Raw genomic sequence first — 24,350 nt, 5'->3', positions numbered from 1 at the left:
CCTCTCCCAGACTGGCTCAGGCTACGACAGAACAATCCTCACCAAATCCCGCGAAAGCCTCATGGCGGGCGTCCTGGTCCGGTAGACAGTCACCGCCCGTCGAACGAGACGGTCCCAGTCTTCTTGCCGTCTTCCCGGAAGGTGCTCAACGATGCGTCGACTGCCCAGGTCCCTCGCGCTTGCCCTCGTCGTGGGGATGACCGCGACCGCGTGTGGGACCAGCCCGGTCCCCACGGTCGAGGTCAGGCTCGCCGGCTCCACCGCCCAACCGGCCGCGTCGGCCTCCTCTGCGTTGGCGTCCTCAGCGCAGTCTCCCGCGGCGGCGTCCGTCGCGGAGACCCCCGGACCGACCACGACCGGGGTCGGCGAGGGCACACCCGCCACCGCCGCGGGCACGGCGGCAGCCCAGGCCGCCGCGGCCAAGGCCGCAGCAGCCGCGAAGGCAAACGCGAAGGCCGCCGCGGCGAAAACGGCGAGCGTCGCGAGGGCGAAGGCGAAGGCCGCCGCGGCGCAGGCCGCGGCGGCACCGGTGCCGCTCGCTGGCTCGTCGGGCCCCGTCTACTACAAGAACTGCGCGGCCGTCCGGGCCGCGGGGGCGGCCCCGATCCACCGCGGCGAGCCGGGCTACGCGCGCCACCTGGACCGGGACAACGACGGCATCGGCTGCGAGTAGCCGCCCGCACGGGCCGGGATGCGGCATGGGAGGATGCCGCCGTGTCACTGCGTCCAGGCCCCGCGATGGTGTCCGTCCCCCTGACGACGCTGTGGGTGGGCCCTGACCGGCCGCGCGACGTGGACCGACCGGTCGTCGCGGCGGCTCCCGACGCGGTGCGGTGGCTGGCGGACCTCGACTCGCACCCCGACGACGACGAGTCGGGCGACGGCCGACTCGGACTGCACGGGCGGGTCGAGTCCCAGCTCGTCGCCGGAGAGCCCGTCCGCGTGGTGGGCCTCGACGAGGCGAAGACCTGGGCCCAGGTCGTCTGCCCGTGGCAGCCGTCGCCGAAGAGCCCGGACGGGTATCCCGGTTGGGTCCCGGCGGCACACCTGCGTCAGGTCCCCGACGCGTCTGGCTCGGTCGCCGCACCGGCGGCCACGGCGCGGCCCGCGGCCGGCTCCGGCGAGCATCCGGCCCTCGCGCTCGCGCGGGATCACCTCGGTCTCGCCTATCTGTGGGGCGGGCTCTCCCCGCTCGGTTTCGACTGCTCCGGGCTCGTCCACCACACCTGGCGCCGTCTCGGCGTGGTCGTGCCCCGCGACGCCGATGCGCAGGCGGAGGCGGCGCTCTCCCCGGACCCCGGCGAGGCACGACCCGGCGACCTCTACTTCTTCGGTCGTCCCGGCCGTGTGGTCCACCACGTGGGCATCGTCGTGTCCCCGGGTCGGATGGTGCACGCCTCCGAGACCCGCGGCGCGGTCGTCGAGGAGGACCTCACCGCCGACCGCCTCGAGGCCCTCGTCGCCACCGGCCGGCTCCCGACCTCGTGACGGCGAACGAGCGCAGCGCGCCCGTGCTCGTCCTCGCCGCGATCCTGTCGGTCCAGTTCGGCGGCGCGCTGGCGGCCACCCTGGTGCCGCGACTGGGGGCCGCGGGCTCGGTGACGCTGCGCCTCGCCTTCGCGACCCTCATCCTCTGTGCCGCCGCCCGTCCCCCGGTCCGCGGACGCTCGCGCGCCGACTGGCTGACCGTCGCCGCCTTCGGCCTTGCCCTCGGCGCGATGAACCTCAGCTTCTACGCCTCCCTCGCCCACCTCCCGATCGGCGTCGCCGTCACCGTCGAGTTCCTCGGCCCGCTCACCCTCGCGGCGACGCAGAGCCGCCGCCTCCGCGACGTGCTGGCCGTCGCCGCGGCCACCGTGGGCGTCGTGCTCGTCTCGGGCGCCTTCGGGGTCTCCTTCGAGTCGGTCGACCGCACCGGGCTCGCGCTCGCCGCGACCGCCGGTGCGCTGTGGGCGGCATACATCGTCCTGTCCCAGCGCACGGGGACCCGCTTCCCGGGCGTCGACGGGCTCGCCCTCGCCATGGTCGTGGCGACCGTCGTGGTCGCGCCGCTCGGGCTCACCACGACGCGGGCGTGGCCGCCGTATGCCGTCGGGCTAGGCCTCGCGGTCGCCGTCCTGTCGTCCGTGCTGCCCTACTCCCTCGAGCTCGTCGCGCTGCGGCACCTGCGCCAGCACGTGTTCGGCATCCTGCTCAGCGCCGAGCCGGCGGTCGCGGCGCTCGCCGGGTACCTCGTGCTGGGCCAGGTCCTGGACCCGGTGCGGCTGCTCGGCATCGCGTCGGTCGTCGTGGCCAGCTGCCTCGTGCTCGGCGCCCCCGGCCGCCGAGGCAAGGCCCCGTCGGAGCCCGACCCCGCGCAGGCCACCGGAAGCTGATCAGGCGGCCACGGCGCTCAGACGGTGGCGCGGGCCTCGCGGCGCGACTGGACGAGGCTGGCGACCGTCGTCACGCCGAGGATGAGCACGATCGCGCCCAGGGAGACGCTGATGGGGATGTCGGGCACGGACTCGATCGGCTGCCCGCCGTTGACGAACGGCAGGTTGTTCTCGTGCAGCGCGTGCATCACGAGCTTGACGCCGATGAACCCGAGGAGCACCGCGAGCCCGATGCTGAGGTAGACGAGCCGCTTGAGCAGCCCGCCGATGAGGAAGTAGAGCTGGCGCAGGCCCATGAGCGCGAAGACGTTGGCCGTGAGGACGAGGAAGGGCTCCTTCGTCAGGCCGTAGATCGCCGGGATGGAGTCGAGGGCGAAGAGCAGGTCGGTGGTGCCGAGCGCGAGGATGACGATCATCATCGGGGTGATGACCCGCTTGCCCTGCTGGACGACGACGAGGTGGGCCCCGTGGAAGGAGGTCGTCGCCGGGAACCTGCGCTCGACCCAGGTCAGCAGCCGGTTCTCGTGGTACTCCTCGTCGTCGCTCTCGCCGCCCCGGGCGAGCTTGACCGCCGTGTAGATGAGGAAGGCGCCGAAGAGGTAGAACACCCACGCGTAGGCGTTGATGACGACGGCGCCGAGCGCGATGAAGACGCCGCGGAGCACGATGGCGATGAGGATGCCGATCATGAGAGCGGACTGCTGCAGCTTCATGGGCACCCGGAAGCTCTGCATGATGAGCAGGAAGATGAAGAGGTTGTCGACGGAGAGCGAGTACTCGGTGAGCCACCCGGCGAAGAACTCGCCGGCATACTGCCCGCCCCACACCCGCCACACGAAGAGGCCGAAGAGGACCGCCAGCACGAGGTAGAAGGCCAGGTGCCGCGACACCTCGCGCAGGGAGGGGGTGTGCGGGCGCCGCGCGATGACGAAGACGTCGACGAAGAGGGCGGCGGTCATCAGGCCGATCGTGAGATACCAGCCCCACACGGGAACATTCATGGGAGTAAGCCTTCCGGTCACCGAATCAGTGGCCGGAGGTCTCTCCCGCCCTGGTGGCGGACCGACGGCCCGGGAGCGGCGGTGAGTCCCCTCCGTGATGACGAGCGCGTCGCGTGGGGATACTCCCCTCCGTGAATGCCTGAAGTCTCCCACCCCTCGGGGGGCAGGCCCAAATCGGCGCGGCTACCTCGTGGCCGCCGTCATCTGGCGCAGCTCCTTCTTCAGGTCCCCGATCTCGTCCCGGAGACGCGCAGCGAGCTCGAAGTGCAGCTCGGCCGCCGCCTGGTGCATCTGCGCCGTCAGCTCCTGGATCAGGGCCACGAGGTCGGACGCCGCCATGTCCTGCGGCCGGTCCGACCGGCCACCGGAGACCCCGACGTCGGCGACCACAGCCCCGCGCCCGGCTCCGCTCCTGCCCCGTGACTGCATGCGGCCCGATCCGATGAGCTCCTCGGTGTCGGCGTCCTCCCGCTGGAGCAGGTCGGTGATGTCGGCGATCTTCTTGCGCAGCGGCTGCGGGTCCAGCCCCAGCTCGCGGTTGTAGGCGACCTGCTTGGCGCGGCGCCGGTTGGTCTCGTCGAGCGCCTGCTGCATGGAGGGGGTGACCTTGTCGGCGTACATGTGGACCTGGCCCGACACGTTTCGGGCGGCCCGGCCGATGGTCTGGATCAGGCTCCGCGTCGAGCGCAGGAAGCCCTCCTTGTCGGCGTCGAGGATCGACACCAGCGACACTTCCGGCAGGTCGAGTCCCTCCCGGAGCAGGTTGATGCCGACGAGGACGTCGAAGGTGCCCATGCGCAGCTCGCGGAGCAGCTCCACCCGGCGCAGCGTGTCGATGTCGCTGTGCAGATAGCGCACCCGGATGCCCTTGTCGAGCAGGTAGTCGGTGAGGTCCTCGGCCATCTTCTTCGTCAGCGTCGTCACGAGCACCCGCTCGTCACGCTTCGTGCGCTCCTGGATCTCGTGCATGAGGTCGTCGATCTGCCCCTTCGTGGGCTTGAGGACGACCTCGGGATCGACGAGGCCCGTGGGCCGGATGATCTGCTCGACGGGCGGCCCCGACTTCGCGAGCTCGTAGTCGCCCGGCGTGGCGGACAGGTAGATGGTCTGGCCGATGCGCTCGAGGAACTCCTCCCACTTCAGCGGACGGTTGTCCATGGCGCTCGGCAACCGGAAGCCGTGGTCGACGAGCATGCGCTTGCGAGACATGTCGCCCTCATACATCGCGCCGATCTGCGGCACGGTCTGGTGCGACTCGTCGATCACGAGGAGGAAGTCCTCCGGGAAGTAGTCGAGGAGGCAGTTCGGGGCCGAACCCGCGCCGCGGCCGTCGATGTGCCGGCTGTAGTTCTCGATGCCGGAGCAGAAGCCGACCTGCCGCATCATCTCGATGTCGTACGTCGTGCGCATGCGCAGCCGCTGTGCCTCGAGCAGCTTGCCCTGCTTCTCGAACGCGGCCAGCTGGTCCTGCAGCTCGAGCTCGATGCCGCGGATGGCCCGCTCCATCCGCTCCGGGCCGGCGACGTAGTGCGAGGCGGGGAAGACGTACATCTCCTCCTCCTCGTGCACGACCTCCCCCGTCACCGGGTGCAGGGTGTAGAGCCGCTCGATCTCGTCGCCGAAGAACTCGATGCGGACGGCGAGCTCCTCGTAGACCGGGATGATCTCGACGGTGTCGCCGCGCACCCGGAAGGTGCCCCGGGTGAAGGCGAGGTCGTTGCGGGTGTACTGCATCTCGACGAAGCGACGCAGCAGCCAGTCGCGCCCCACCTCGTCGCCCACCCGCAGCCGGGCCATCCGGTCGACGTACTCCTGCGGCGTCCCGAGGCCGTAGATGCACGACACGGACGCCACGACGATGACGTCACGCCGGGTGAGCAGGGAGTTCGTCGCCGAGTGGCGCAGCCGCTCCACCTCGTCGTTGACCGACGAGTCCTTCTCGATGTAGGTGTCCGTCTGCGGGATGTAGGCCTCGGGCTGGTAGTAGTCGTAGTAGGAGACGAAGTACTCCACCGCGTTGTTGGGCAGCAGCTCGCGGAACTCGTTGGCGAGCTGGGCGGCGAGCGTCTTGTTGGGTGCCATGACCAGGGTCGGCCGCTGCACCTGCTCGATGAGCCACGCGGTCGTCGCGGACTTGCCGGTGCCCGTGGCGCCGAGCAGCACCGTGTCCGTGGCCCCCGACCTCACCCGGGCGGCGAGCTCGCGGATCGCCGCCGGCTGGTCGCCGCTGGGGCTGAACTCGGAGATGACCTCGAACGGGGCCACCGTGCGCTGCAGGTCGGTCGTCGGACGCATGGGTCAACGGTAAGCCCGCCCACCGACAGTGCTCTCCAAGCCCGTATGCCGCGCGCCCACCCGGGCCCGTGGTCGGCCGCGGGGGTGGTGGCTCGCGGCGAGGTCAGGCGGTCGGGGTCCACCCTGTCTCGCGTGCCCAGGCCGACGCCCGCTCGTACGCGCCCGAGAACCACGGCTCCTTGCCCTCGACGTAGGCGCTGGTGCGCGGGTCGAGCGCCAGCAACCGACGCTTCTCGGCGGCATACGCCTCCCGCTCGTCCGGCCTGGCGATGAGCCAGTCGCGGAACAGCAGCGCGAACCTCCAGCCGGCGGAGCCCCTCTCGCGCACGTGGACGTGCACGAGGTTTCCGGGGTCGCAGCCCCCGTAGAACCGCTTGACCCAGCCGCCGGCGTCGGCGCCCTCGGGATGAGGCGTGTCTCGCGTGATCTCGCGGACACGGACGTAGCCGGCGCGGCGCAGGGCCGCGGCGAGCCCCTGCCCGTCGGCGCGGTCGATGGAGGGCACCCCGACCTGCACGTCGATGACGTCCTTGGCGAGCAGTCCCGGCACCGCCGTGGACCCGATGTGCTCGACGTCGACGTCGATGCCGTCGCGCGCCAGCGCCGCCTCGATCCTCGCCGTCGTCCGCCTCCCCCGCGCCGCCCAGTCCGCCCTCGGGTCCACGACGGCCCCGAGCTCCGGGCGGGACGCCCGTATGCCGCCCACGACGTTGGCGTTGAACGGGGCGATGCGGTCGTGCCAGACCGCGTCGACGAGGCGCAGCAGGTCGTCGGGGCCGGCGTCGTTGTCGAGCCAGACGTCCGCCGCGGCACGGCGGTCGTCGTCGGTGGCCTGCGCCGCGATCCGGGCACGGACGTCCTCCTCCCCCAGTCCCCGCTGCTCCACCAGGCGGCGCACCCTCGTCTCCACGTGGGCACCGACGACGACGGCCAGGTGCTCGTGCACCCACAGCCGCCGCTCGACGAGGAGCGGCATGTCGAAGACCGACACCACTCCGGGCGGGGTGTTCGCGCGCAGTCGGGCGACGCCCTCCGTGATGGACGGCCCGGTGATGGCCTCGAGGTCGCGCAGGGCGGCGGCGTCGTGGAAGACGATGCCCGCCAGGCGTGCCCGGTCGAGGTCACCCTCCGGGCGGATGACCTCGTCGCCGAAGCGCTCGCGGATCAGCCGCAGCGCGGGCGTGCCCGGCTCGACGACCTCGCGGGCGACCACGTCCGCGTCGACGACACAGGCACCGAGCTCAGCCAGCCGTCGCGCGGCGGTGGACTTGCCCGAGCCGATCCCGCCCGTGACGCCGACGCGGAGCATGGTGCGGGCTCAGTCGGCGAGCCGCGCCGGGAAGCCGCCCGTCGCCACGGGTCCCCACGAGGTGGGCGTGACCCGGATCAGGGACTTGCCCTGCGCGCGCATGGCGTCGCGGTACTCGTCCCAGTCGGGGTGTTCGCCGGCGACGGCGCGGTAGTAGTCGACGAGCGGCTCCAGCGCCTCGGGCAGGTCGAGCACCTCGCACTCGCCGTCGACCTGCACCCACGCGCCGCCGAAGTCGTCGGAGAGCACGAGGACGCTGACGGCGGGTCGGCGCCGGGCGTTGCTCGTCTTGGCCCGCTCGGGATACGTCGAGATGACGATGCGGCCCTGCTCGTCGACTCCCCCGGTCACGGGCGAGGTCTGCGGCCGCCCGTCGGCCCGGGTGGTGACGAGCACCATCGAATGTCGGGGCCGGACGAAGTCGAGGAGGCCCTCCCGGTCGACGGTCGTGGTGGTGGCGATGGTTCGAGGCACGGACCGAGTCTGCCACGCGGCCCGGCCCCCGGGCAGGCCGCGTCAGGTGCGTCAGGCCGCATCAGGCCGTTGTGGGCAGCGATCCCGCCGCGGTCACGCGTCGTGGAGGAGCTCCACCGCCCGGGTCGGGAAGTCGGTGACCAGTCCGTCCACCCCGATCTCCTTCATGCGCAGCAGGTCGCTCGGGTCGTTGACCGTCCAGGGCAGCACGCCGAGGCCCAGCTCGTGCGCCCGGTCGACGAGCGGCTGGTCGCACGACGTGTGATGCGGCGAGACGACCTTGGCGCCCGCGGCGGCCGCGGCGGAAGGCAGGTCGCCGCGGTGCTCCTCCCATCGGACGCTGCCGAGCCAGGCGCTGCCCGCGGCATACGTCAGGCCGTCGATGGCGAGTGCCGAGCGGGGCAGCACCGGGTCCAGGTCGCGGGCCAGCTCGAGCACCGCCCAGTCGAAGGAGTGCACATAGCAGCGGTCCTCGATGCCCGCCTGGTGGATGGCGGTGAGGACGCCGTCGACCAGCACCCGCCGGTTCGCGACCTCGCGCTCGTCACGCGGGTCGACCTTGATCTCGACGGTCCACCAGGCGCCGGCCGCGGGCTCGGCGCAGGCCTCGAGGACCTCCGGCAGGGTCGACATCCGGGTGCCGGGCAGGATCCGCTGGTCGGGCAGGCCCGGGCGAGCCAACGAGCCGACGTCCACCGTGCGCAGCTGCGCCATCGTCACCTCGTCCACCCGGGCGCCGATGAGGGCGGGGTCGGCAGGAATGCACTTGTCGGCGCGCAGCGTCTTGTCGTGCCACACGACGACCTGCCCGTCGGCCGTCAGACGGGTGTCGAGCTCGAAACCGGTCAGCCCGGCCTGCACTCCGGCGAGAAAGCCGGGGATGGTGTTCTCGGGTCCGAGGCGGCCGCCACCGCGGTGGCCCTGGACGTCACGGACCCTCCTGCTGGGGCGCGCTGCTGCTTCGACCTGCTCGGGCACGAAGCGACTCTCCTGTCTGCGCATCGAAGACATGCGCATCGGCATGGTTCGGTCGGACGTGGACGAGGTCACCGACCGTCAGGTGGGTTCGCTTCTCGAGGCGGACCGTCACGCGCTCGGCATTCGGCTCCGCGTCGACCGGCCGGCCATAGACGAAGGACTCCGAGCCGAGCGACTCGACGAGCTCCACGGTGAGGGCGAGGGAGTCGGCGGCGCTGCTGTCGGCGAGGTGCCAGGCCTCCGGCCGGAAGCCCATGACCACGGTCTCCCGGGCGCGCCCCGCGACACCTCGGTCGAGGGGCACCTGCAGGTTGTGCACAGCAGCGACGCCTTCACGGACCGTCGCCTCCACGAGCGTGATGGCGGGTGACCCGATGAAGGACGCGACGAACGTGTTGATGGGCTCATCGTACAACCGCTCGGGGGTGTCGACCTGCTGCAGCGCGCCGTCCCGGAGCACGGCCACCCGGTGTCCCATCGTCATGGCCTCGACCTGGTCGTGGGTGACGTAGACGGTCGTGATGCCGAGCCGCCGCTGCAGGCCGGCGATCTGGGACCGGGTGGACACGCGCAGCTTGGCATCGAGGTTGGACAATGGCTCGTCCATGCAGAACACCTTGGGCTGGCGCACGATGGCCCGCCCCATCGCCACCCGTTGCCGCTGTCCTCCCGACATCGAGCCCGGCTTGCGGTCGAGCAGGTCCTCCAGCTGGAGGATCTTGGCGGCCTCGGCCACCCGGGCCCGCGTCTCGGCCTTGCCGACCTTGGCGTTGTCGAGGGCGAAGGCCATGTTCTGGGCCGCCGTCATGTTGGGGTAGAGCGCATAGCTCTGGAACACCATCGCGACGTCGCGGTCTCGAGGCCGCACGCCCTTCTGGTCGTGCCCGTCGATGAGGATGCGCCCACCGTCGATCGGCTCGAGGCCGGCGAGCATGCGCAGCGTGGTCGACTTGCCGCACCCGGAGGGGCCGACGAGCACGAGGAACTCGCCGTCGGCGATGTCGAGCGTGACGTGGTCGACCGCCGGGCGGTCGGAGGCCGCAAACCGGCGGGTGGCCTCGTCGAAGTAGACCGTTGCCATGGGCCGCTCAGAGCTTGGGCTTGATCTGGGCGTCGATGACCCGCTGGGTCTCGGCGTCGAGCGCCTTGAACACCGTGGCGACGTCCTGACCCTGCGCCACCTGGTCGAGCGCCTTGCCGATCCGGGCTCCGCCGCCGGGCACGAGGACCCGGGCGTTGTCCTGGGACCGCGTGTGCGGCAGCTGCAGGATGGCCGTGCGGGAGTTGGGGTGCTTGTCGAGGAACGCCTGCTCCTCCGGCAGCTCCGCCGCCGACTTGCGCACGGGCATGTACCCGGTGGCCTGGGTGAAGGTGGCCGTGTTCTGCGGGTTGGTGAGGAACTCGGCGAACTTCAGCGCGTTCTTCTTCCGATCGTCGGACAACCCCGCAGGTATGCCGATCCCGGCACCACCCGTGGGGCAGTTGTCGGTGCCCGGCAGGAAGGCGGTGCCGAACTCGAACTTCGCGTCCTTGGCGATCCCGCCCAGCGAGCCGGTCGACTCGAGGATGCACGCGGCGAGCCCTGCGCTGAAGTCCGTGGCGGGCGCCTTGTTGAAGCGGACCACGCCCGCCTTGGCGAGGTCCTGGAGGAACTGGCCGGCCTCGATCGTCTTCGGGTCCGAGAAGGTCGGCGTCCACTCCTTCGAGTAGGCACCGCCGAAACCCCAGACCATGTTCTGGAAGTACCAGTCGAGGTAGTTGGAGCCGTCCGCCAGCTCGAGCGCCACCTTGTCGGAGCCGACCGCAGCCTTGAGCTTGGTGCTCCACGCCTTGAACTCCTGCCAGTCCTTGGGACCGCGGTCCTCGAGGCCGGCAGCCTTCCACAGCTCCTTGTTGTAGTAGAAGAGCGGCGTCGAGCGCGAGTAGGGCAGGGCGTAGTGCTTGCCGTTGAACAGGTAGTCCTTGTAGAGCGCGTCGACGTAGTCGTCGACCTTGACGCCGGCCGTCGACACGAGCTCGTCCAGCGGCGTGAGCTGCTTGTTGAGGGCGAAGTTGAACCACGTGACGTCGGAGACGACGACGACGTCGGGCAGCTGCCCGCCGGCCAGGGCGGCATTGAACTTCTGGGCGACCTCCTCGTAGTTCTTGCCCGCGTCGACGAGCTTGACCTTGATCCCGCTGTTCGCGGCCTCGAAGGCCGCGATGAGCTTCTGCTCGACCTCCTTGGAGCTGCCGGGGTGGTTGCTCCAGAACTCGAGGGCGCCACCCCCGGCGGCGCCGCCGGAGGGGTTGCCGGTCGGGCTCGTGCCGGTGCCCGCACAGGCGGCCAGACCGGCCGTGACGCCGGCAGCGCCGGCGAGTCCGAGAAAACCTCGGCGAGTGATCCCGTTCATAGGTCGTGCCTTCCGGTGGTGTTGATGGAGATGAGCCTCAGCTCTTGACCGCGCCGGCCGTCAGGCCCTTGATCATCTGGCGCTGGAGGAAGAGGAAGAGGACGAGGATGGGCAGCATGGCAAGGACGGTGCCCGCCATGACCGGACCCCAGTTGGTGACGCCCTCGTTGTTCTGCAGGAGCGTCAGGCCGACGGGCAGCGGCGCGGTGCGCTCGTCGTCGGACATGAGGAACGGCCAGAGGTACTCGTTCCACTCGTTCACCACGGTGATGAGCGAGAACGCGACGAGCGTCGGCCACGACATCGGCAGCACGACGCGCCACAGCAGCTTGAGCGGGCCTGCGCCGTCGAGGCGCGCCGCCTCGATGATCTCCTCCGGCAGGTTCAGGAACTGGTTGCGCATGAGGAAGGTGCCGAACGCGACCCCCGCCAGCGGGATGATGATGCCCTGGTAGGTGTTGCGCCAACCGAGCTGGGCGACGAGGGCGTAGTTGGAGATGACGGTGATCTGGTTGGGCACCATGAGCGCCGCGATGACAACGAGGAAGAGGACCCGCCGCCCCGGGAAGCGCAGCAGGGCCAGCGCGTATGCCGACAGCACCCCGAGCACGATCTTGGCCGCCGACGTCACACCGGTGATGAGGAACGAGTTGCGGAAGTAGGCGAAGAGCGGGATGCGGGTCGTCACGTCGCTGTAGTTCTCGCCGGTCACCGGGCTGGGCAGCCACTGCGCCGGCCGGACGTAGATGTCCTGGCGCTCCTTCAGCGACGTGATGAGGATCCAGAGGAGCGGCACGGCGACCAGGAGCACGACGAGCGCCATCCCGACGTAGCCGGCCACCGTCCAGCCCGGACCGCGGTAGTGCGAGGAGGATGCGTGCGCGGTGGGCGCTTCCCCGCGCCGCCGGCGCCGACCGGACCCGGGCACCACCTCGTCGTCGAGCGTGCCGACGACCGGGGCCGAGCTCATCTGCTCTGCCCCCGGTCCATGAAGCGCACCTGCACGACGGTGACCGTGAGCAGGATGAGGAACATGACCGTGGCCACCGTGGCGCCGTATCCGGCGCGCTGGTTGACGAAGGTCTCCTGATACACCTGGTAGACGAGAGTGGTCGTGCCGTTGCCGACCGGGCCGCCGCGGGTCATGACGTTGATGATGTCGAAGACCTGCACCGAGCTCAGCAGGACCGTGATCGAGAGGAAGAAGGTCGTCGGCCGCAGCTGCGGCAGGAGCACCTTCCGGAAGCGGGTCCAGGCCGAGGCGCCGTCGATCTCGGCGGCCTCGTCGAGGTCCGCCCTCCGGCCCTGGAGGGCTGCGAGGTAGATGACGAAGGAGTAGCCGAGGTTCTTCCAGATGTAGGTCACGGTGACCATGAACAGCGCCCAACCGGACTCCTGGTAGAAGTCCGGCACCTGCGCCCCGACGCGCGCGGCAAGGTCCCGGATGAGCCCGAAGCTGGGGTCGAAGACGAACTGGAAGGCCACGCCGATGGCGGCGCCCGAGATGACGAACGGCGCGAAGACCGCGGAGCGCACGAGGTTGCGGCCCTTCAGCCGCTGGTCGAGCAGGATCGCGAGGCCGAGCCCGAGGGCCATCGAGATCCCCACCGTGGCCACGGTGAAGACGGCCGTGTTGCGCAGCACCGTCCGGGTGTCCTCCCGGGTCAGCCACTCGGCGTAGTTGGCCAGGCCCACGCCGTTCGCCACCGGCGAGGAGATGTTCCAGTCGGTGAAGGACAGGCGGACGTTGTCGACGAGCGGACGGTAGGTGAACACGACCAGCAGGGTCAGGTTGGGCAGCAGCAGGAGCGCCGCGAGCGTCCACTCCCACCACGTCCCGCTCGACCGTCGCGGGGCCGGCCCCACCGGTGGTGGCGGCCCCCCGGACGGGGCCGCCCCGAGCGTCGGCCTCACCGTTTCGGACACGAGCCCAACGTAGCGCCCCGTGTTGCGCGAGATCGGCTGGCGAGTGACGCGCGGATTGCACGTGACTGAACTGTGTCCGAACATGCCGCCGTCCGAACATGCCGCCGTCCGAACATGCCGCTGCCCGAACACGCGGCTGCCCGAACACGCGGCTGCCCGACTACGCCACCAGCCCGGGCAGCGGTGAGGGCCCCGTCCGAAGCGGACGGGGCCCTCACGGCATACGACGCGGCTCAGCCGCCGGTGAGCTTCTCCCGCAGCGCGGCAAGCGCCTCGTCGGAGGCCAGGGTGCCCTCCGCCGGGGCGGGGGTGCTCGACAAGGCCTCGGCGTCGCCGGACACGTCGCCCGTGGCCGACGAGTAGGACGTCGCGGTGCCCGCGCCTGAGGCGGCGTCGGCGTCGGCCTTGAGCGCCGCCTCGACCTGGGTCTTGTGCGCCTCCCAACGGGCGTGGGCCTCGGCATACTGCCGCTCCCACTTCTCGCGCTGGGCCTCGAAGCCCTCGAGCCACTCGTTGGTCTCCGGGTCGAAGCCCTCGGGGTACTTGTAGTTGCCCTGCTCGTCGTACTCCGCGGCCATGCCGTAGAGCGTCGGGTCGAACTCGGACGCCGGCACGGCGTCGTCGTTGGCCTGCTTGAGCGAGAGGGAGATGCGGCGGCGCTCGAGGTCGATGTCGATGACCTTGACGAAGATCTCGTCGCCGACCGTGACGACCTGCTCAGGCAGCTCGACGTGGCGCTCGGCCAGCTCGGAGATGTGCACGAGGCCCTCGATGCCGTCCTCGACCCGCACGAAGGCGCCGAAGGGCACGAGCTTGGTGACCTTGCCGGGGACGACCTGCCCGATGGCGTGCGTGCGGGCGAAGTGCTGCCACGGGTCCTCCTGCGTCGCCTTCAGCGACAGCGAGACCCGCTCGCGGTCCATGTCGACGTCGAGGACCTCGACCTTGACCTCCTGGCCCACCTCGACGACCTCGGAGGGGTGGTCGATGTGCTTCCACGACAGCTCGGAGACGTGGACGAGGCCGTCGACCCCGCCGAGGTCGACGAAGGCGCCGAAGTTGACGATGCTGCTGACGACCCCGGACCGGACCTGGCCCTTCTGGAGCTCCTTGAGGAAGGTCGTGCGCACCTCGGACTGCGTCTGCTCGAGCCAGGCACGGCGCGACAGGACCACGTTGTTGCGGTTCTTGTCGAGCTCGATGATCTTGGCCTCGATCTCCTTGCCGACGTACGGCTGCAGGTCACGGACGCGGCGCATCTCGACGAGGGAGGCGGGCAGGAAGCCGCGCAGGCCGATGTCGAGGATGAGGCCGCCCTTGACGACCTCGATGACGGTGCCGGTGACGACGCCGTCCTCCTCCTTGACCTTCTCGATCGTGCCCCAGGCGCGCTCGTACTGCGCGCGCTTCTTGGACAGGATGAGGCGGCCCTCCTTGTCCTCCTTCTGGAGGACCAGGGCCTCGACCTCGTCGCCGACCTTGACGATCTCGGACGGGTCGACGTCGTGCTTGATGGACAGCTCGCGAGAGGGGATGACGCCCTCGGTCTTGTAGCCGATGTCGAGCAGGACCTCGTCCCGGTCGACCTTGACGATGCGACCCTCGACGATGTCGCCGTCGTTGAAGTCCTTGATGGTCGCGTCGATCGCGGCAAGGATGTCTTCCTGAGAGCCGATGTCGTTGATGGCGACCTCAGGCGCGGTCTTCTCGACCGTGTTGGCAGTCATGTAGTAGGAACTCCGATTGTGGACATGGACGTGGAGACGCCGTGACGGGCCCCGGGCCGGGGCCGGCGTCGGGTGAGCTGGTGGTACGGATCGTGCAGCGCACACACGGGTGCTGGGTCAGCCTAGCGATGCACGTCGCGCGCGGTCAAAGGGCCGGCTGCTGCGCCCGGCGGCCCTGCGGGGGTATGCCGTGAGCGTTCCCCCGGACGCGACCCGCCGGCCGGCGGGGGCCGTCGAGACGGCGGCCGCCAACCGGGCGTGGTGGGACGCCGAGGCGCCCGGCTACCACGCCGAGCACGGCGCCTTCCTCGGCGACACCGACTTCGTCTGGGGACCGGAGCGGCTCCGCGAGGCGGAGGCCGGCCTGCTCGGGGACCCGCGCGGCCAGCAGGTGCTCGAGATCGGAGCGGGGTCCGGGCAGTGCTCGCGCTGGCTGCGGGCCCGGGGCGCGAGCGTCGTCGCCACGGATCTGTCCGCCGGCATGCTGCGCACCGGCGCGGAGGTCAACGCCCGGCTCTCCCCCGGCGCGCGGGTCCCGCTGGTGCAGTGCGACGGACGCAGCCTGCCCTTCGCCGACGGCTCCTTCGACACGGTGTTCACGGCATACGGCGTGGTGCCCTTCGTCGCGGACTCCGATGTGGTTCTCGCCGAGGCGGCGCGGGTGCTGCGCCCGGGCGGGCGGCTCGTCTTCTCGACCACCCACCCGCTGCGGTGGGCCTTCCCCGACGAGCCGGGGCCCGCCGGGCTCACCGTCACGGCGTCGTACTTCGACCGCACGCCCTACGTCGAGCAGGACGCCACGGGCTGCGCGACCTACGTCGAGCACCACCGCACCCTCGGCGACCGGGTGCGCGAGGTCACGGCCGCCGGGCTGCGTCTCGTCGACCTCGTCGAGCCGGAGTGGCCAAGCGGGCACGAGCAGGCGTGGGGCGGCTGGTCGCCGCTGCGCGGTCGGTTGATCCCCGGCACGGCGATCTTCGTCTGCGCCAAGCCCGGCTGAGGCTCACCCACCCGTCACCGGTGTGCCGCCGTGTCACCGGTATGCCGCCGTGTCACCGGTGTGCCGCCGTCAGCAGCACATATCACCGACGCCGACGATCTTCGGTGTCGGCCGGCTCAGTGTGCAGCCTCGTGCCAGGACCGCCCGATGCCGACGCTGACGTCGAGGGGGACATCCAGCTCCGCGGCGCCGCCCATCTCCCGTCGCACGAGCCGCTCCACGTCTGCGGCCTCCCCGGCCGCCACCTCGAGGACGAGCTCGTCGTGCACCTGGAGCAGCATGCGCGAGCGCGCGCCCGCATCGGTGAGCGCCCGGTCCACCCCCAGCATCGCCACCTTGATGATGTCGGCCGCGGAGCCCTGGATCGGGGCGTTGAGCGCCATGCGCTCGGCCATCTCGCGACGCTGACGGTTGTCGCTGGTGAGGTCGGGCAGGTAGCGCCGGCGTCCGAGCATCGTCTCGGTGTAGCCGGTCGTGCGGGCCTGCGCCACGACGTCGCGCAGGTAGTCCCGGACCCCGCCGAAACGCTCGAAGTAGCCCTCCATGAGCCCGCGCGCCTCCTCGGTGGAGATGAGCAGCTGCTTGGACAGCCCGAAGGCGGACAACCCGTAGGCGAGGCCGTAGGACATGGCCTTGACCTTGCTGCGCATCTCGGCGGTGACCTGCTCGGGCGGCACCCCGAAGACGCGGGACCCGACGAAGCGGTGCAGGTCCTCCCCCGAGCGGAAGGCCTCGATGAGCCCGGCGTCCCCCGACAGGTGCGCCATGATGCGCATCTCGATCTGGGAGTAGTCGGCCGACATCAGCGACTCGTAGCGGGTGCCGGCGCCTTCGCCGACGACGAAGACGTCGCGGATCCGACGGCCCTCCTCGGTGCGGATGGGCACGTTCTGCAGGTTGGGCTCCATCGAGGAGAGCCGGCCCGTCGCGGCGATGGTCTGCAGGTAGGTCGTGTGGATCCGGCCGTCGTCGGACACGGCCTTGCGCAGCGTCTCGACCGTGCTGCGCAGCCGGGAGGCGTCACGGTGGCGCAGCATCGCCTCGAGGAAGGGGTGCTCCGTCTTGGCGTAGAGGTCGGCAAGGGCGTCGGCGTCGGTGGTCCAGCCGGTCTTCGTCTTCTTCGTCTTGGGCATGCCCAGGGTGTCGAAGAGCACGACCTGCAGCTGCTTGGGCGAGCCGAGGTTGACCTGCTCGCCGCCGATGGCGTCCCACGCGTCCTGCTGGGCCTGCGCCACCTTGTCTGCGAAGTCGGTCTCCAGCTCCTCGAGCGCCGGCGCGTCGACGGCGATGCCCGTCGCCTCCATCCGGGCCAGCACGTCGACGAGCGGCAGCTCGACGTCGCGGAGCAGGTCGGCACCCCCCGTGGCGGCGAGCTGGGCGTCGAGGCTGTCGGCGAGGTCCCGCACGGCCGTGGCCCGGACCATCTCCTGGCGGGCCGCCTGTTCGTCGGCGTCACCGCCGAAGTCGAGCATGCCCTGTCCGGAGTCGTCAGCCTGGGCCGAGAGCTCGCGCTTGAGCCCCCGCAGCACGAGGTCGTCGAGCTGGTAGGAGCGCTGGTCGGGCTTGACGAGGTATGCCGCGAGCTGGGTGTCGCTCGTCAGGCCACGCAGCACCCAGCCCCGTGCCGCGAGCGCCTCCACGGGGCCCTTGGCGTCGTGCATCGCCTTGGGCCGGTCCGGGTCGCCCAGCCACCCGCCGACGGCCGCCTCGTCGTCGGGCGTGAGCGCCCGCAGGTCGAGCCATGCGGCCGCTCCGTCGGGTGCGGCGACGGCCAGGGCCGTGGCGTCCCCCGTGCCGCGCGCCCACGCGCCGGTGACCGAGAGACCGGCCCGCCGGCCGGAAGGCAGGTGCGCGTCGAGCCAGGCCCTGGCGTCACCCGCCGCGAGCACGGTGCCGTCCACGTCGAAGCCCGCCTCCGCCTCGGGCACCGGGGCCTCGACGGTGGCGAAGAGCCGGTCCCGCAGGACGCGGAACTCGAGCCCGTCGAAGACGGTGTGCACCTGCTCTCGGTCCCACTGCGCGCGGCTGAGCTCGTCGACGGTGACGCCGACGGGGGTGTCGAGGACGAGCTGGTTGAGCCGGCGGTTGCGCAGCACCTGGTCGAGGTGGTCGCGCAGCGCCTCACCCGCCTTGCCCTTGATCTGGTCGATGCCGGCGACGATGCCCTCGAGGCCGCCGAACTGGGTGATCCACTTCGCCGCCGTCTTCGGGCCCACGCCTGGCACGCCCGGCAGGTTGTCGGACGACTCGCCGACGAGGGCCGCGAGGTCGCTGTAGCGCCCGGGCGGGACGCCGTAGCGGGTCTGCACCGCCTCCGGTGTCAGCCGGGTCAGCTCCGACACCCCACGGACCGGGTAGAGCAGGGTCACCCGGTCGGAGACGAGCTGGATGGCGTCGCGGTCCCCCGAGCAGATGAGCACCTCGAGACCCTGGGCTTCCGCCTGGGTGGCCAGGGTGCCGATGATGTCGTCGGCCTCGTAGCCGGGGACCTCGATGTAGCGGATCCGCAGCGCGTCGAGCACCTCGTGCAGCAGCGACACCTGGCCCTTGAACTCGTCGGGCGCGCTCGACCTGCCGGCCTTGTACTCGGCGTACTCCTCCGTGCGGAACGTCTGGCGGGACAGGTCGAAGGCGACCGCGACGTGGGTGGGCTGCTCGTCGCGCAGCACGTTGATGAGCATCGAGGTGAAGCCGTAGACGGCGTTGGTGTGCTGCCCCGTCGTCGTCGAGAAGTTGTCCGCCGGCAACGCGAAGAAGGCCCGGTAGGCCATCGAGTGTCCGTCAAGCAGGAGGAGTCGGCTCACAGGCCGCAGCCTAGTGTCCGCCTCCGACGGTCGACTGGGCCCGTCCTAGGCTCGTGGGCATGACCGACGACCGCAGAGACGCACTCCCGACCGACACCGACCACGTCGAGACGGTGCTGGCCGTCGGCAGCGGGGCACTCGCCGAGCGGATGGGGATCACCATGCGGGAGGTGCGCAAGGATCGGCTCGTCGCGACCATGCCGGTCGAGGGAAACACCCAGCCCTACGGCCTGCTCCACGGCGGCGCCAGTGTCGTCCTCGCCGAGACGCTCGGGTCCTACGGCGCCATGCTGCAGGCCGGTCCCGGCCGGGTCGCGGTCGGCGTCGACATCAACGCCACCCACCACCGGGCCGCGAGGCAGGGTGTCGTCACGGGGGTGGCGACACCGATCAGCGCCGGGCGCACGCTGGTCTGCTACGAGGTCGTCGTGACGGACGAGTCGGGCGCGCGGGTGTGCACGTCCCGGATCACCTGCCTCATCCGCGACGCCGCGCCCGGCGACTGAGGGACAGCCGAGGACAGCTGCTGACCGACATCACCCCCACGTCGAGTGGCCACTTTTGCTCACGTCCCCTCACGTCGAGTGGCCACTTTCGTGCCCCGCCCCCGCACCCCTCACGTCGAGTGGCCACTTCCGCTCACGCCCCCGCACCCTCCTACGTCGAGTGGCCACTTTCGTGCCCCGCCCCCGCACCCCTCACGTCGAGTAGCCACTCGACCACAGGCCCAACGCGCGGAAGTGGCCACTCGACCACAGACCCAGCGCGCCAAAGTGGCCACTCGACCGGAGGGGTGGTGCGCGGAAGTGGCCACTCGACCGGAGGGGTGGGTCAGCCGGCGATCCGCGGGGGCTGGGGACGCGTCCCACGCGCCCTGACCTCGCGCCGCCGCTGCAGCACGTGGTCGAGCGAGTAGCGCTGCGGACGCTGTCCGGACAGCCGACGCTGCAGCGTCGTGACCGTCGTGATGCGCCGGATCGTCTCGGGGGCGAACCCGAGCCGGGCGAAGAACCGGTTGGCGTCGCGGTCCGCCGCGGGCACCGCGCTCGCGATGTGCTCCGCCCCGAGCCGATCGGCATACCGCGCACTCGCCGCGAGCAGGGCGCGGGACACCCCCGTGCGCCGGTGGTCCGGCAGGACGAAGAGCATGTCGATGGACACGCACGGGCTGTCGACGAGCAGGCTGCGGGTCGAGTCGGCCAGCACGACGTAGCCGGCCGGGACACCGTCGACCGACGCGAGGAACGCGCAGATGTCACTGCGGCCGAGCGCCGCGCGCAACGTCCCGTCGAGGGCCAGGCGCTGGGCCGCCTCGGGCGTCGTGCCGCCCTCGATGCGGTGCGCGATCCACAGCTCGATGAACGCCGAGTGGTGCGGCTGCTCGACGCGAGTGACCGCTATGGCCGGTCGGCCCATCGTTCCTCCTCAGATCACCCCGACACCCTGACCTCGCCCGACCCTACGGGCAAGTCGATGGTCAAGAAAGGGTAACGGGCGAACCTCTAGGGTCGGCTCATGGACTTCCCCGGCCTCGGCACGGCCCTCAACGCCGCGACGGTCACGGTCGGCGCCGTGCTCGGCATTCTCGTCGGCCACCGACTGCCCCGCCGGACCTCCTCGGTCGTCACCGACGTGCTCGGCCTGACGACCCTGCTCATGGCGGGGCTGTCGGCCTCGCACGTCGGCGACGCGGCGCTCGGCGAGGCCGTCGGCAGCGGCGCGGTCCTCGTCGTCCTCGGCTCCCTGCTGCTCGGCGGCATCGCCGGGTCCCTCCTGGGCATCGAGGAACGTCTCGCCGGTCTGGCGGGCGTGGTCCAGGCGTGGGTCCATCGCGGGCGCGGCGGTGACGAGGGGTCCGCGGAGCGCGAGCGCTTCATCGAGGGGTGGCTCGGGGCGACCCTGCTCTTCTGCGTGGGCCCCCTCACGATCCTCGGCTCGCTCGACGACGGGATGGGCCGTGGCATCGACAAGCTCGCCCTGAAGTCGGTCCTCGACGGCTTCGCCGCCATGGCCTTCGCCGCGTCGTTCGGGGTCGGCGTGCTGCTGTCGGCGGGGTCGGTCCTCGTCATCCAGGGCGGCCTCACCGTCGCCGGGCTGCTGCTGGGCTCGGTGCTCTCCGGCGCCCAGGTCAGCGCCCTCACCGCGACGGGCGGGCTGATGCTCGCCGGCATCGGGCTGCGCCTGCTCGAGGTCAAGCAGGTCCCGGTCGGGGACCTGCTCCCCGCGCTCGTCGTCGCGCCGCTCCTCGTCGCCCTCGTGGGGGCGTTCTGACCGTCGGACGCGAGGACGGCCGACCGGTCAAGGGCCGGTATGCCGTCAGACGTCGCCGCCGAGGTAGGCGGCCTTGACCGCGGGGTCGGCGGCGAGCTCCGCCCCGGTGCCCTCCCGGACGATCTCGCCGGTCTCGAGGATGTAGGCGCGGTGGGAGCGCTTCAGCGCCTGGGCGGCGTTCTGCTCGACGAGCAGCACCGTGGTGCCCTGGCTGTTGATCTCAGTGACGATGTCGAAGATCTGCTGGATGAGCTTGGGCGCGAGGCCCATGGACGGCTCGTCGAGCAGGAGCAGCTTGGGCTTCGCCATGAGCGCCCGCCCCATGGCGAGCATCTGCTGCTCGCCGCCTGACATCGACCCGGCCGCCTGACTGGATCGCTCCTTGAGCCGCGGGAACAGCTCGAACACCCGGTCCAGGTCCTTCTTGACGTGCTGGGACTTGCGGTCGGGGCGGGCATAGGTGCCCATCTCGAGGTTCTCCATCACCGTCATCCCGACGAAGCACCCGCGGCCTTCCGGCGACTGCGAGATGCCGAGGACCGGCCGCTCGTGGGCCGGCAGGTGGGTGATGTCCTGGCCCTTGAACACCACGGTCCCCGCCCGGACGGGGCGCAGGCCCGACACCGTCTTCATGGTCGTCGTCTTGCCGGCGCCGTTGGCACCGATGAGGGTGACGATCTCCCCCTCGTCGACGGTGAAGCTGATGTCGCGGATGGCCTCGATGCGCCCGTAGTTGACGCACAGGCCGCTGACCTCAAGAAGCATCTTCGGCAACTCCCAGATAGGCGGCGATGACCGCCGGGTTGTCACGGATCTCGGCCGGCGAGCCCTCGGCGATCTTGCGGCCGAACTCGAGGACGACGATCCGGTCGGTGACGCCCATGACGAGCCTCATGTCGTGCTCGATGAGCAGGACCGTGTAGCCCTGGTCGCGGATGAGCCGGATGAGGTCCATGAGCCGGGCCTTCTCCGCGGGGTTGAAGCCGGCCGCCGGCTCGTCGAGACAGACCAGCTGAGGGCTGGTGGCCAGGGCGCGGGCGATCTCCAGACGGCGCTGGTCGCCGTAGGGCAGGTTCCGCGCCAGCTCGTCGGCCTTGCCGGTGAGCCCCATGAACTCGAGCAGCTCGGTGGCCCGGGCGAGCCCCTGCGCCTCCTCGCGGCGGTGCTTCGGCAGCCGGAACATGGCCGAGCCGACCCCCGTCGAGTGGTGTGCGTCGACGCCCACCATGACGTTCTCGAGGGCGGTCATGTTGGCGAAGAGCCGGATGTTCTGGAAGGTGCGGGCGATCCCGAGCTTGGTGATCGCGTACTTCTTGCGCCGGCCGAGGTCGGCGCCCTTGAAGCGGACCTGCCCGGAGGTCGGCTGGTACACGCCGGTCATGACGTTGAAGCACGTCGTCTTGCCGGCGCCGTTCGGCCCGATGAGCCCGAGGATCTCTCCCTTGCGGATCTCGAAGCTGACAGAGTCGAGCGCCACGACGCCGCCGAAACGCAGCGTCACGTCGTCGACCTCGAGCAGCTTCTCGCCCTCGGCCACCTGGGGCCCGGTCACCGGCTCAGGGGCGATGTCGACGTCGGGGTTGATCTCGGTGACCGCCTCGTCGGCGAGCGGCTGGTCCATCGCGTCAGACACGGGCCTGTCCTTCCTCGAGGGCGTCGAGTCTCTCGTCGGCCTTCTTGGCCCGCACGGTGCGCCGTGGGGGGATGAGGCCCTGGGGCCGGAAGATCGCCAGCAGCATGAGCGCGAGACCGAAGACGAGCACGCGGAAGTCGGCGAACTCGCGGAACCGCTCGGGGAAGTAGCTGACGACGATGGCCCCGAGGATGACGCCCCACCGGTTGCCCTGACCGCCGACGACGACCGCGGCGATGAAGAGGATCGACAGCAGCAGCTGGAAGCTGTCGGGTGAGATGAAGCCCGACTTGCCGGCGAACAGGGCGCCCGACAGGCCACCGATGCACGCGCCGAGGGCGAAGGCGAGCAGCTTGAACCTGAACGTGGGCACGCCCATCAGCTCGGCGGCATCCTCGTCCTCGCGCGTGGCCTCCCACGCACGCCCGACCCGGCTGGACTTGACGAGGTGGTCGAAGAGGACGACGAGGAGGATCACGGCGAGCGCGAGCCAGTAGTACGGGATCTGGTCGGTGATGCCGAACTTGAGGAAGGTGGTCGTGTTGTCGAGGTCGACGACGGGCGCGCCGCCGCTCCAGTCGATGCTCGGCACGTCGAACAGCTCCGCCCCCGGGGGGCGTGGGATGTTGGAGATGCCCTGGGCGCCACCGAGCCACTGGCTGTTGACGAGCGTCAGGCGCACGATCTCGCCGAAGCCGAGGGTGACGATGGCGAGGTAGTCGCCGCGCACGCGCAGCGTCGGTGCCCCGAGGAGGATCCCGGAGATCAGCGCCGCGACGATGGCGATCGGCACGGCCCAGAGCCACGGCCAGCTCGCGTGCTGGGAGCCGAGCACGCCGACCGTGTAGGCGCCGACGGCGTAGAAGCCGACGTAGCCGAGGTCGAGCAGACCGGCATACCCGACGACGATGTTGAGCCCGAGCGCGACGAGGACGTAGGTCGCCACCGTGAACAGGACGCCGCCGAAGTCCGCGCCCGGCGTGGTGATGAGCGGGATGTTGAGCAGGGGCAGGGCGAAGAGGAAGACGCCGAAGAGCAGCCAGAGGCCGATCTTCACCGGTTTGGGCATCGACCTGGCCCGCTCACGCAGGGCTGCTGAGTGACTCATGCGCGGGCCTTCCCGAGGGACTCACCGAGCAGGCCGGTGGGTCGGAAGAGCAGGATGACGACGAGCAGCAGGAAGGCCACGACGTCCTTCCACTGGGTGCCCACGAGGGCCGACCCGTAGTTCTCGGCCAGTCCCAGCACGAAGCCTCCGAGCAGGGCGCCGCGCAGGTTGCCGATGCCGCCGAGGACGGCTGCGGTGAAGGCCTTGACGCCGAGGATGAAGCCGGCGTCGTAGCGGGTGATCCCGATCTTCAGCATGTAGAAGACGGCGGCCGCGCCGGCCATGACCCCGCCGACGAGGAAGGTCACCTGGATGACCCTGTCGCGGTTGACGCCCATGAGCGCTGCGGCGTCGGGGTCCTGCGCGACGGCCCGTATGCCGCGGCCCAGCCGGGACCGCTTCACGAACTGGTCGAGCAGGACCATGATCGCGATGGCGCCGAGGATCACGAAGATGTCGACGTTGGTGACCGCGTAGTCGCGGACCGTGAACACCGGCTGCGGCGTGATGATCTCCGGCAGGCCGGCGTTGTTGCGGGCGTTGCCGACGTAGTCGCGCAGGTTGTCGTCGAGTCCCAGCCAGCCGGCGATCTTGCCGCGCAGCCCCATCGTCTCCGAGAGCACGAACGAGGCGCCGATGGCCGAGATGAGGGCGATGAGCGGCGGGGCGTGCCGCTTGCGCAGAGGGCGGTAGGCGACGCGCTCGAGGAGGATGGCGATGAGTCCCGACATGGCCATCGCGGCCAGGAACATCATGGCCACCCAGAAGATGACCTGGCCCGTGGAGGCGTCCGCCTTGCCGCCGAGGAACATCACCGTCCAGAGCGCGGCGAAGGTGCCGAACATGAACACCTCGGAGTGCGCGAAGTTGATCAGGCGCAGCACGCCGTAGACGAGGGTGTAGCCGAGGGCGACGAGGGCGTAGACCGCGCCGAGCGTCGTGCCGGTGATCGTCAGGGCGAAGAAGTTGTCCAACAGGTACTGCATCCAAGACCTCCTGGGCCGGGTGCGTCGGTGGCGTCGGCAGGCGTCGTCCCGGAAACCGGTGAAGGGCGGC

At 70.8% G+C, this 24,350-nt stretch carries 22 protein-coding genes; 6 read left to right on the top strand and 16 right to left on the bottom strand.

The genetic code is table 11. From position 1 onward, the window contains the following. The first annotated feature begins 151 nt into the window (after nucleotides 1-151). Genes VFJ94_RS07940 through VFJ94_RS07930 form a run of 3 tightly spaced genes read left to right on the top strand, consistent with a single transcriptional unit; the run spans nucleotide 152 to nucleotide 2,375 of the window. Nucleotides 152-673 carry an excalibur calcium-binding domain-containing protein gene (locus tag VFJ94_RS07940; protein WP_325003657.1) on the top strand — a complete coding sequence of 174 codons (522 nt, stop codon included), beginning with the start codon at nucleotides 152-154 and terminating at the stop codon, nucleotides 671-673. 41 nt (nucleotides 674-714) lie between these two features. Beyond that, complete coding sequence (locus VFJ94_RS07935) at nucleotides 715-1,488, top strand: C40 family peptidase (RefSeq protein WP_325003656.1); 774 nt, start codon at nucleotides 715-717, stop codon at nucleotides 1,486-1,488. Beyond that, the gene (locus VFJ94_RS07930) at nucleotides 1,485-2,375 is read left to right on the top strand and encodes an EamA family transporter (protein WP_325003655.1); all 891 of its coding nucleotides are present in this window, start codon (nucleotides 1,485-1,487) and stop codon (nucleotides 2,373-2,375) included. The genes VFJ94_RS07935 and VFJ94_RS07930 overlap by 4 nt, the downstream gene beginning before the upstream one ends. A gap of 17 nt (nucleotides 2,376-2,392) precedes the next feature. Here VFJ94_RS07930 and VFJ94_RS07925 read toward each other — a convergent pair whose 3' ends face one another. From VFJ94_RS07925 to rpsA, 10 genes are all read right to left on the bottom strand, one after another. Continuing rightward, entirely contained in the window at nucleotides 2,393-3,376 is a 984-nt protein-coding gene (locus VFJ94_RS07925; RefSeq protein ID WP_325003654.1) for a TerC family protein, read from the bottom strand. Between the two features lie 183 nt (nucleotides 3,377-3,559). Next, nucleotides 3,560-5,671: an excinuclease ABC subunit UvrB gene (uvrB, locus tag VFJ94_RS07920; RefSeq protein ID WP_325003653.1), complete on the bottom strand. Its 2,112-nt coding sequence runs from the start codon at nucleotides 5,669-5,671 to the stop codon at nucleotides 3,560-3,562. A gap of 103 nt (nucleotides 5,672-5,774) precedes the next feature. Next, nucleotides 5,775-6,980: a dephospho-CoA kinase gene (gene coaE / locus VFJ94_RS07915; RefSeq protein WP_325003652.1), complete on the bottom strand. Its 1,206-nt coding sequence runs from the start codon at nucleotides 6,978-6,980 to the stop codon at nucleotides 5,775-5,777. Between the two features lie 9 nt (nucleotides 6,981-6,989). Then, nucleotides 6,990-7,454, bottom strand: coding sequence for a PPOX class F420-dependent oxidoreductase (locus VFJ94_RS07910; protein WP_325003651.1), 465 nt, complete (start codon nucleotides 7,452-7,454; stop codon nucleotides 6,990-6,992). Nucleotides 7,455-7,547: 93 nt separating this feature from the next. Further along, nucleotides 7,548-8,432 (bottom strand): glycerophosphodiester phosphodiesterase family protein, encoded by an 885-nt coding sequence (locus VFJ94_RS07905; RefSeq protein WP_325003650.1) that lies wholly within the window; start codon nucleotides 8,430-8,432, stop codon nucleotides 7,548-7,550. Further along, nucleotides 8,383-9,513 carry an ABC transporter ATP-binding protein gene (locus VFJ94_RS07900; RefSeq protein ID WP_325003649.1) on the bottom strand — a complete coding sequence of 377 codons (1,131 nt, stop codon included), beginning with the start codon at nucleotides 9,511-9,513 and terminating at the stop codon, nucleotides 8,383-8,385. Before VFJ94_RS07900 ends, VFJ94_RS07905 begins: the two co-directional genes overlap by 50 nt. A gap of 7 nt (nucleotides 9,514-9,520) precedes the next feature. Beyond that, the gene (locus VFJ94_RS07895) at nucleotides 9,521-10,825 is read right to left on the bottom strand and encodes an ABC transporter substrate-binding protein (protein ID WP_325003648.1); all 1,305 of its coding nucleotides are present in this window, start codon (nucleotides 10,823-10,825) and stop codon (nucleotides 9,521-9,523) included. A 37-nt stretch (nucleotides 10,826-10,862) separates the two neighbouring features. Continuing rightward, a complete protein-coding gene (locus VFJ94_RS07890) occupies nucleotides 10,863-11,795 on the bottom strand; it encodes a carbohydrate ABC transporter permease (RefSeq protein ID WP_325003647.1) in 933 nt (310 codons plus the stop codon). Beyond that, nucleotides 11,792-12,751 carry a sugar ABC transporter permease gene (locus VFJ94_RS07885; protein WP_325003646.1) on the bottom strand — a complete coding sequence of 320 codons (960 nt, stop codon included), beginning with the start codon at nucleotides 12,749-12,751 and terminating at the stop codon, nucleotides 11,792-11,794. Before VFJ94_RS07885 ends, VFJ94_RS07890 begins: the two co-directional genes overlap by 4 nt. Nucleotides 12,752-12,984: 233 nt before the next feature. Beyond that, nucleotides 12,985-14,478, bottom strand: coding sequence for a 30S ribosomal protein S1 (gene rpsA / locus VFJ94_RS07880; protein ID WP_325003645.1), 1,494 nt, complete (start codon nucleotides 14,476-14,478; stop codon nucleotides 12,985-12,987). A gap of 190 nt (nucleotides 14,479-14,668) precedes the next feature. Here rpsA and VFJ94_RS07875 point away from each other — a divergent pair, with 190 nt between their 5' ends. After that, nucleotides 14,669-15,478: a class I SAM-dependent methyltransferase gene (locus VFJ94_RS07875; RefSeq protein ID WP_325003644.1), complete on the top strand. Its 810-nt coding sequence runs from the start codon at nucleotides 14,669-14,671 to the stop codon at nucleotides 15,476-15,478. Nucleotides 15,479-15,594: 116 nt separating this feature from the next. Here the strand turns inward: VFJ94_RS07875 and polA are convergent, their stop codons facing one another. Continuing rightward, a complete protein-coding gene (gene polA, locus VFJ94_RS07870; RefSeq protein ID WP_325003643.1) occupies nucleotides 15,595-18,282 on the bottom strand; it encodes a DNA polymerase I in 2,688 nt (895 codons plus the stop codon). A gap of 59 nt (nucleotides 18,283-18,341) precedes the next feature. On the opposite strand from polA, the gene VFJ94_RS07865 reads away from it, so the two are divergent. Further along, entirely contained in the window at nucleotides 18,342-18,788 is a 447-nt protein-coding gene (locus VFJ94_RS07865; RefSeq protein WP_325003642.1) for a hotdog fold thioesterase, read from the top strand. A 325-nt stretch (nucleotides 18,789-19,113) separates the two neighbouring features. On the opposite strand, the gene VFJ94_RS07860 is transcribed toward VFJ94_RS07865, so the two are convergent. Beyond that, nucleotides 19,114-19,698, bottom strand: a complete 585-nt coding sequence (locus tag VFJ94_RS07860) for a GNAT family N-acetyltransferase (protein ID WP_325003641.1) — start codon at nucleotides 19,696-19,698, stop codon at nucleotides 19,114-19,116. Nucleotides 19,699-19,797: 99 nt separating this feature from the next. Between VFJ94_RS07860 and VFJ94_RS07855 the strand changes: the two genes are divergently transcribed. After that, a complete protein-coding gene (locus VFJ94_RS07855; protein ID WP_325003640.1) occupies nucleotides 19,798-20,553 on the top strand; it encodes a DUF554 domain-containing protein in 756 nt (251 codons plus the stop codon). Nucleotides 20,554-20,598: 45 nt separating this feature from the next. Here VFJ94_RS07855 and VFJ94_RS07850 read toward each other — a convergent pair whose 3' ends face one another. Genes VFJ94_RS07850 through VFJ94_RS07835 form a run of 4 tightly spaced genes read right to left on the bottom strand, consistent with a single transcriptional unit; the run spans nucleotide 20,599 to nucleotide 24,280 of the window. Beyond that, nucleotides 20,599-21,318 (bottom strand): ABC transporter ATP-binding protein, encoded by a 720-nt coding sequence (locus VFJ94_RS07850; protein ID WP_325003639.1) that lies wholly within the window; start codon nucleotides 21,316-21,318, stop codon nucleotides 20,599-20,601. Further along, the gene (locus VFJ94_RS07845; RefSeq protein ID WP_325003638.1) at nucleotides 21,308-22,186 is read right to left on the bottom strand and encodes an ABC transporter ATP-binding protein; all 879 of its coding nucleotides are present in this window, start codon (nucleotides 22,184-22,186) and stop codon (nucleotides 21,308-21,310) included. Before VFJ94_RS07845 ends, VFJ94_RS07850 begins: the two co-directional genes overlap by 11 nt. Then, nucleotides 22,179-23,294 carry a branched-chain amino acid ABC transporter permease gene (locus VFJ94_RS07840; protein ID WP_325003637.1) on the bottom strand — a complete coding sequence of 372 codons (1,116 nt, stop codon included), beginning with the start codon at nucleotides 23,292-23,294 and terminating at the stop codon, nucleotides 22,179-22,181. Before VFJ94_RS07840 ends, VFJ94_RS07845 begins: the two co-directional genes overlap by 8 nt. Further along, nucleotides 23,291-24,280, bottom strand: a complete 990-nt coding sequence (locus VFJ94_RS07835; protein WP_325003636.1) for a branched-chain amino acid ABC transporter permease — start codon at nucleotides 24,278-24,280, stop codon at nucleotides 23,291-23,293. The genes VFJ94_RS07840 and VFJ94_RS07835 overlap by 4 nt, the downstream gene beginning before the upstream one ends. Nucleotides 24,281-24,350: the final 70 nt, after the last annotated feature.

It is taken from the genome of Intrasporangium sp., assembly GCF_035688975.1.
Lineage (GTDB): Bacteria > Actinomycetota > Actinomycetes > Actinomycetales > Dermatophilaceae > CALMNV01.
This window is presented reverse-complemented; position numbering and strand designations above follow the sequence as displayed.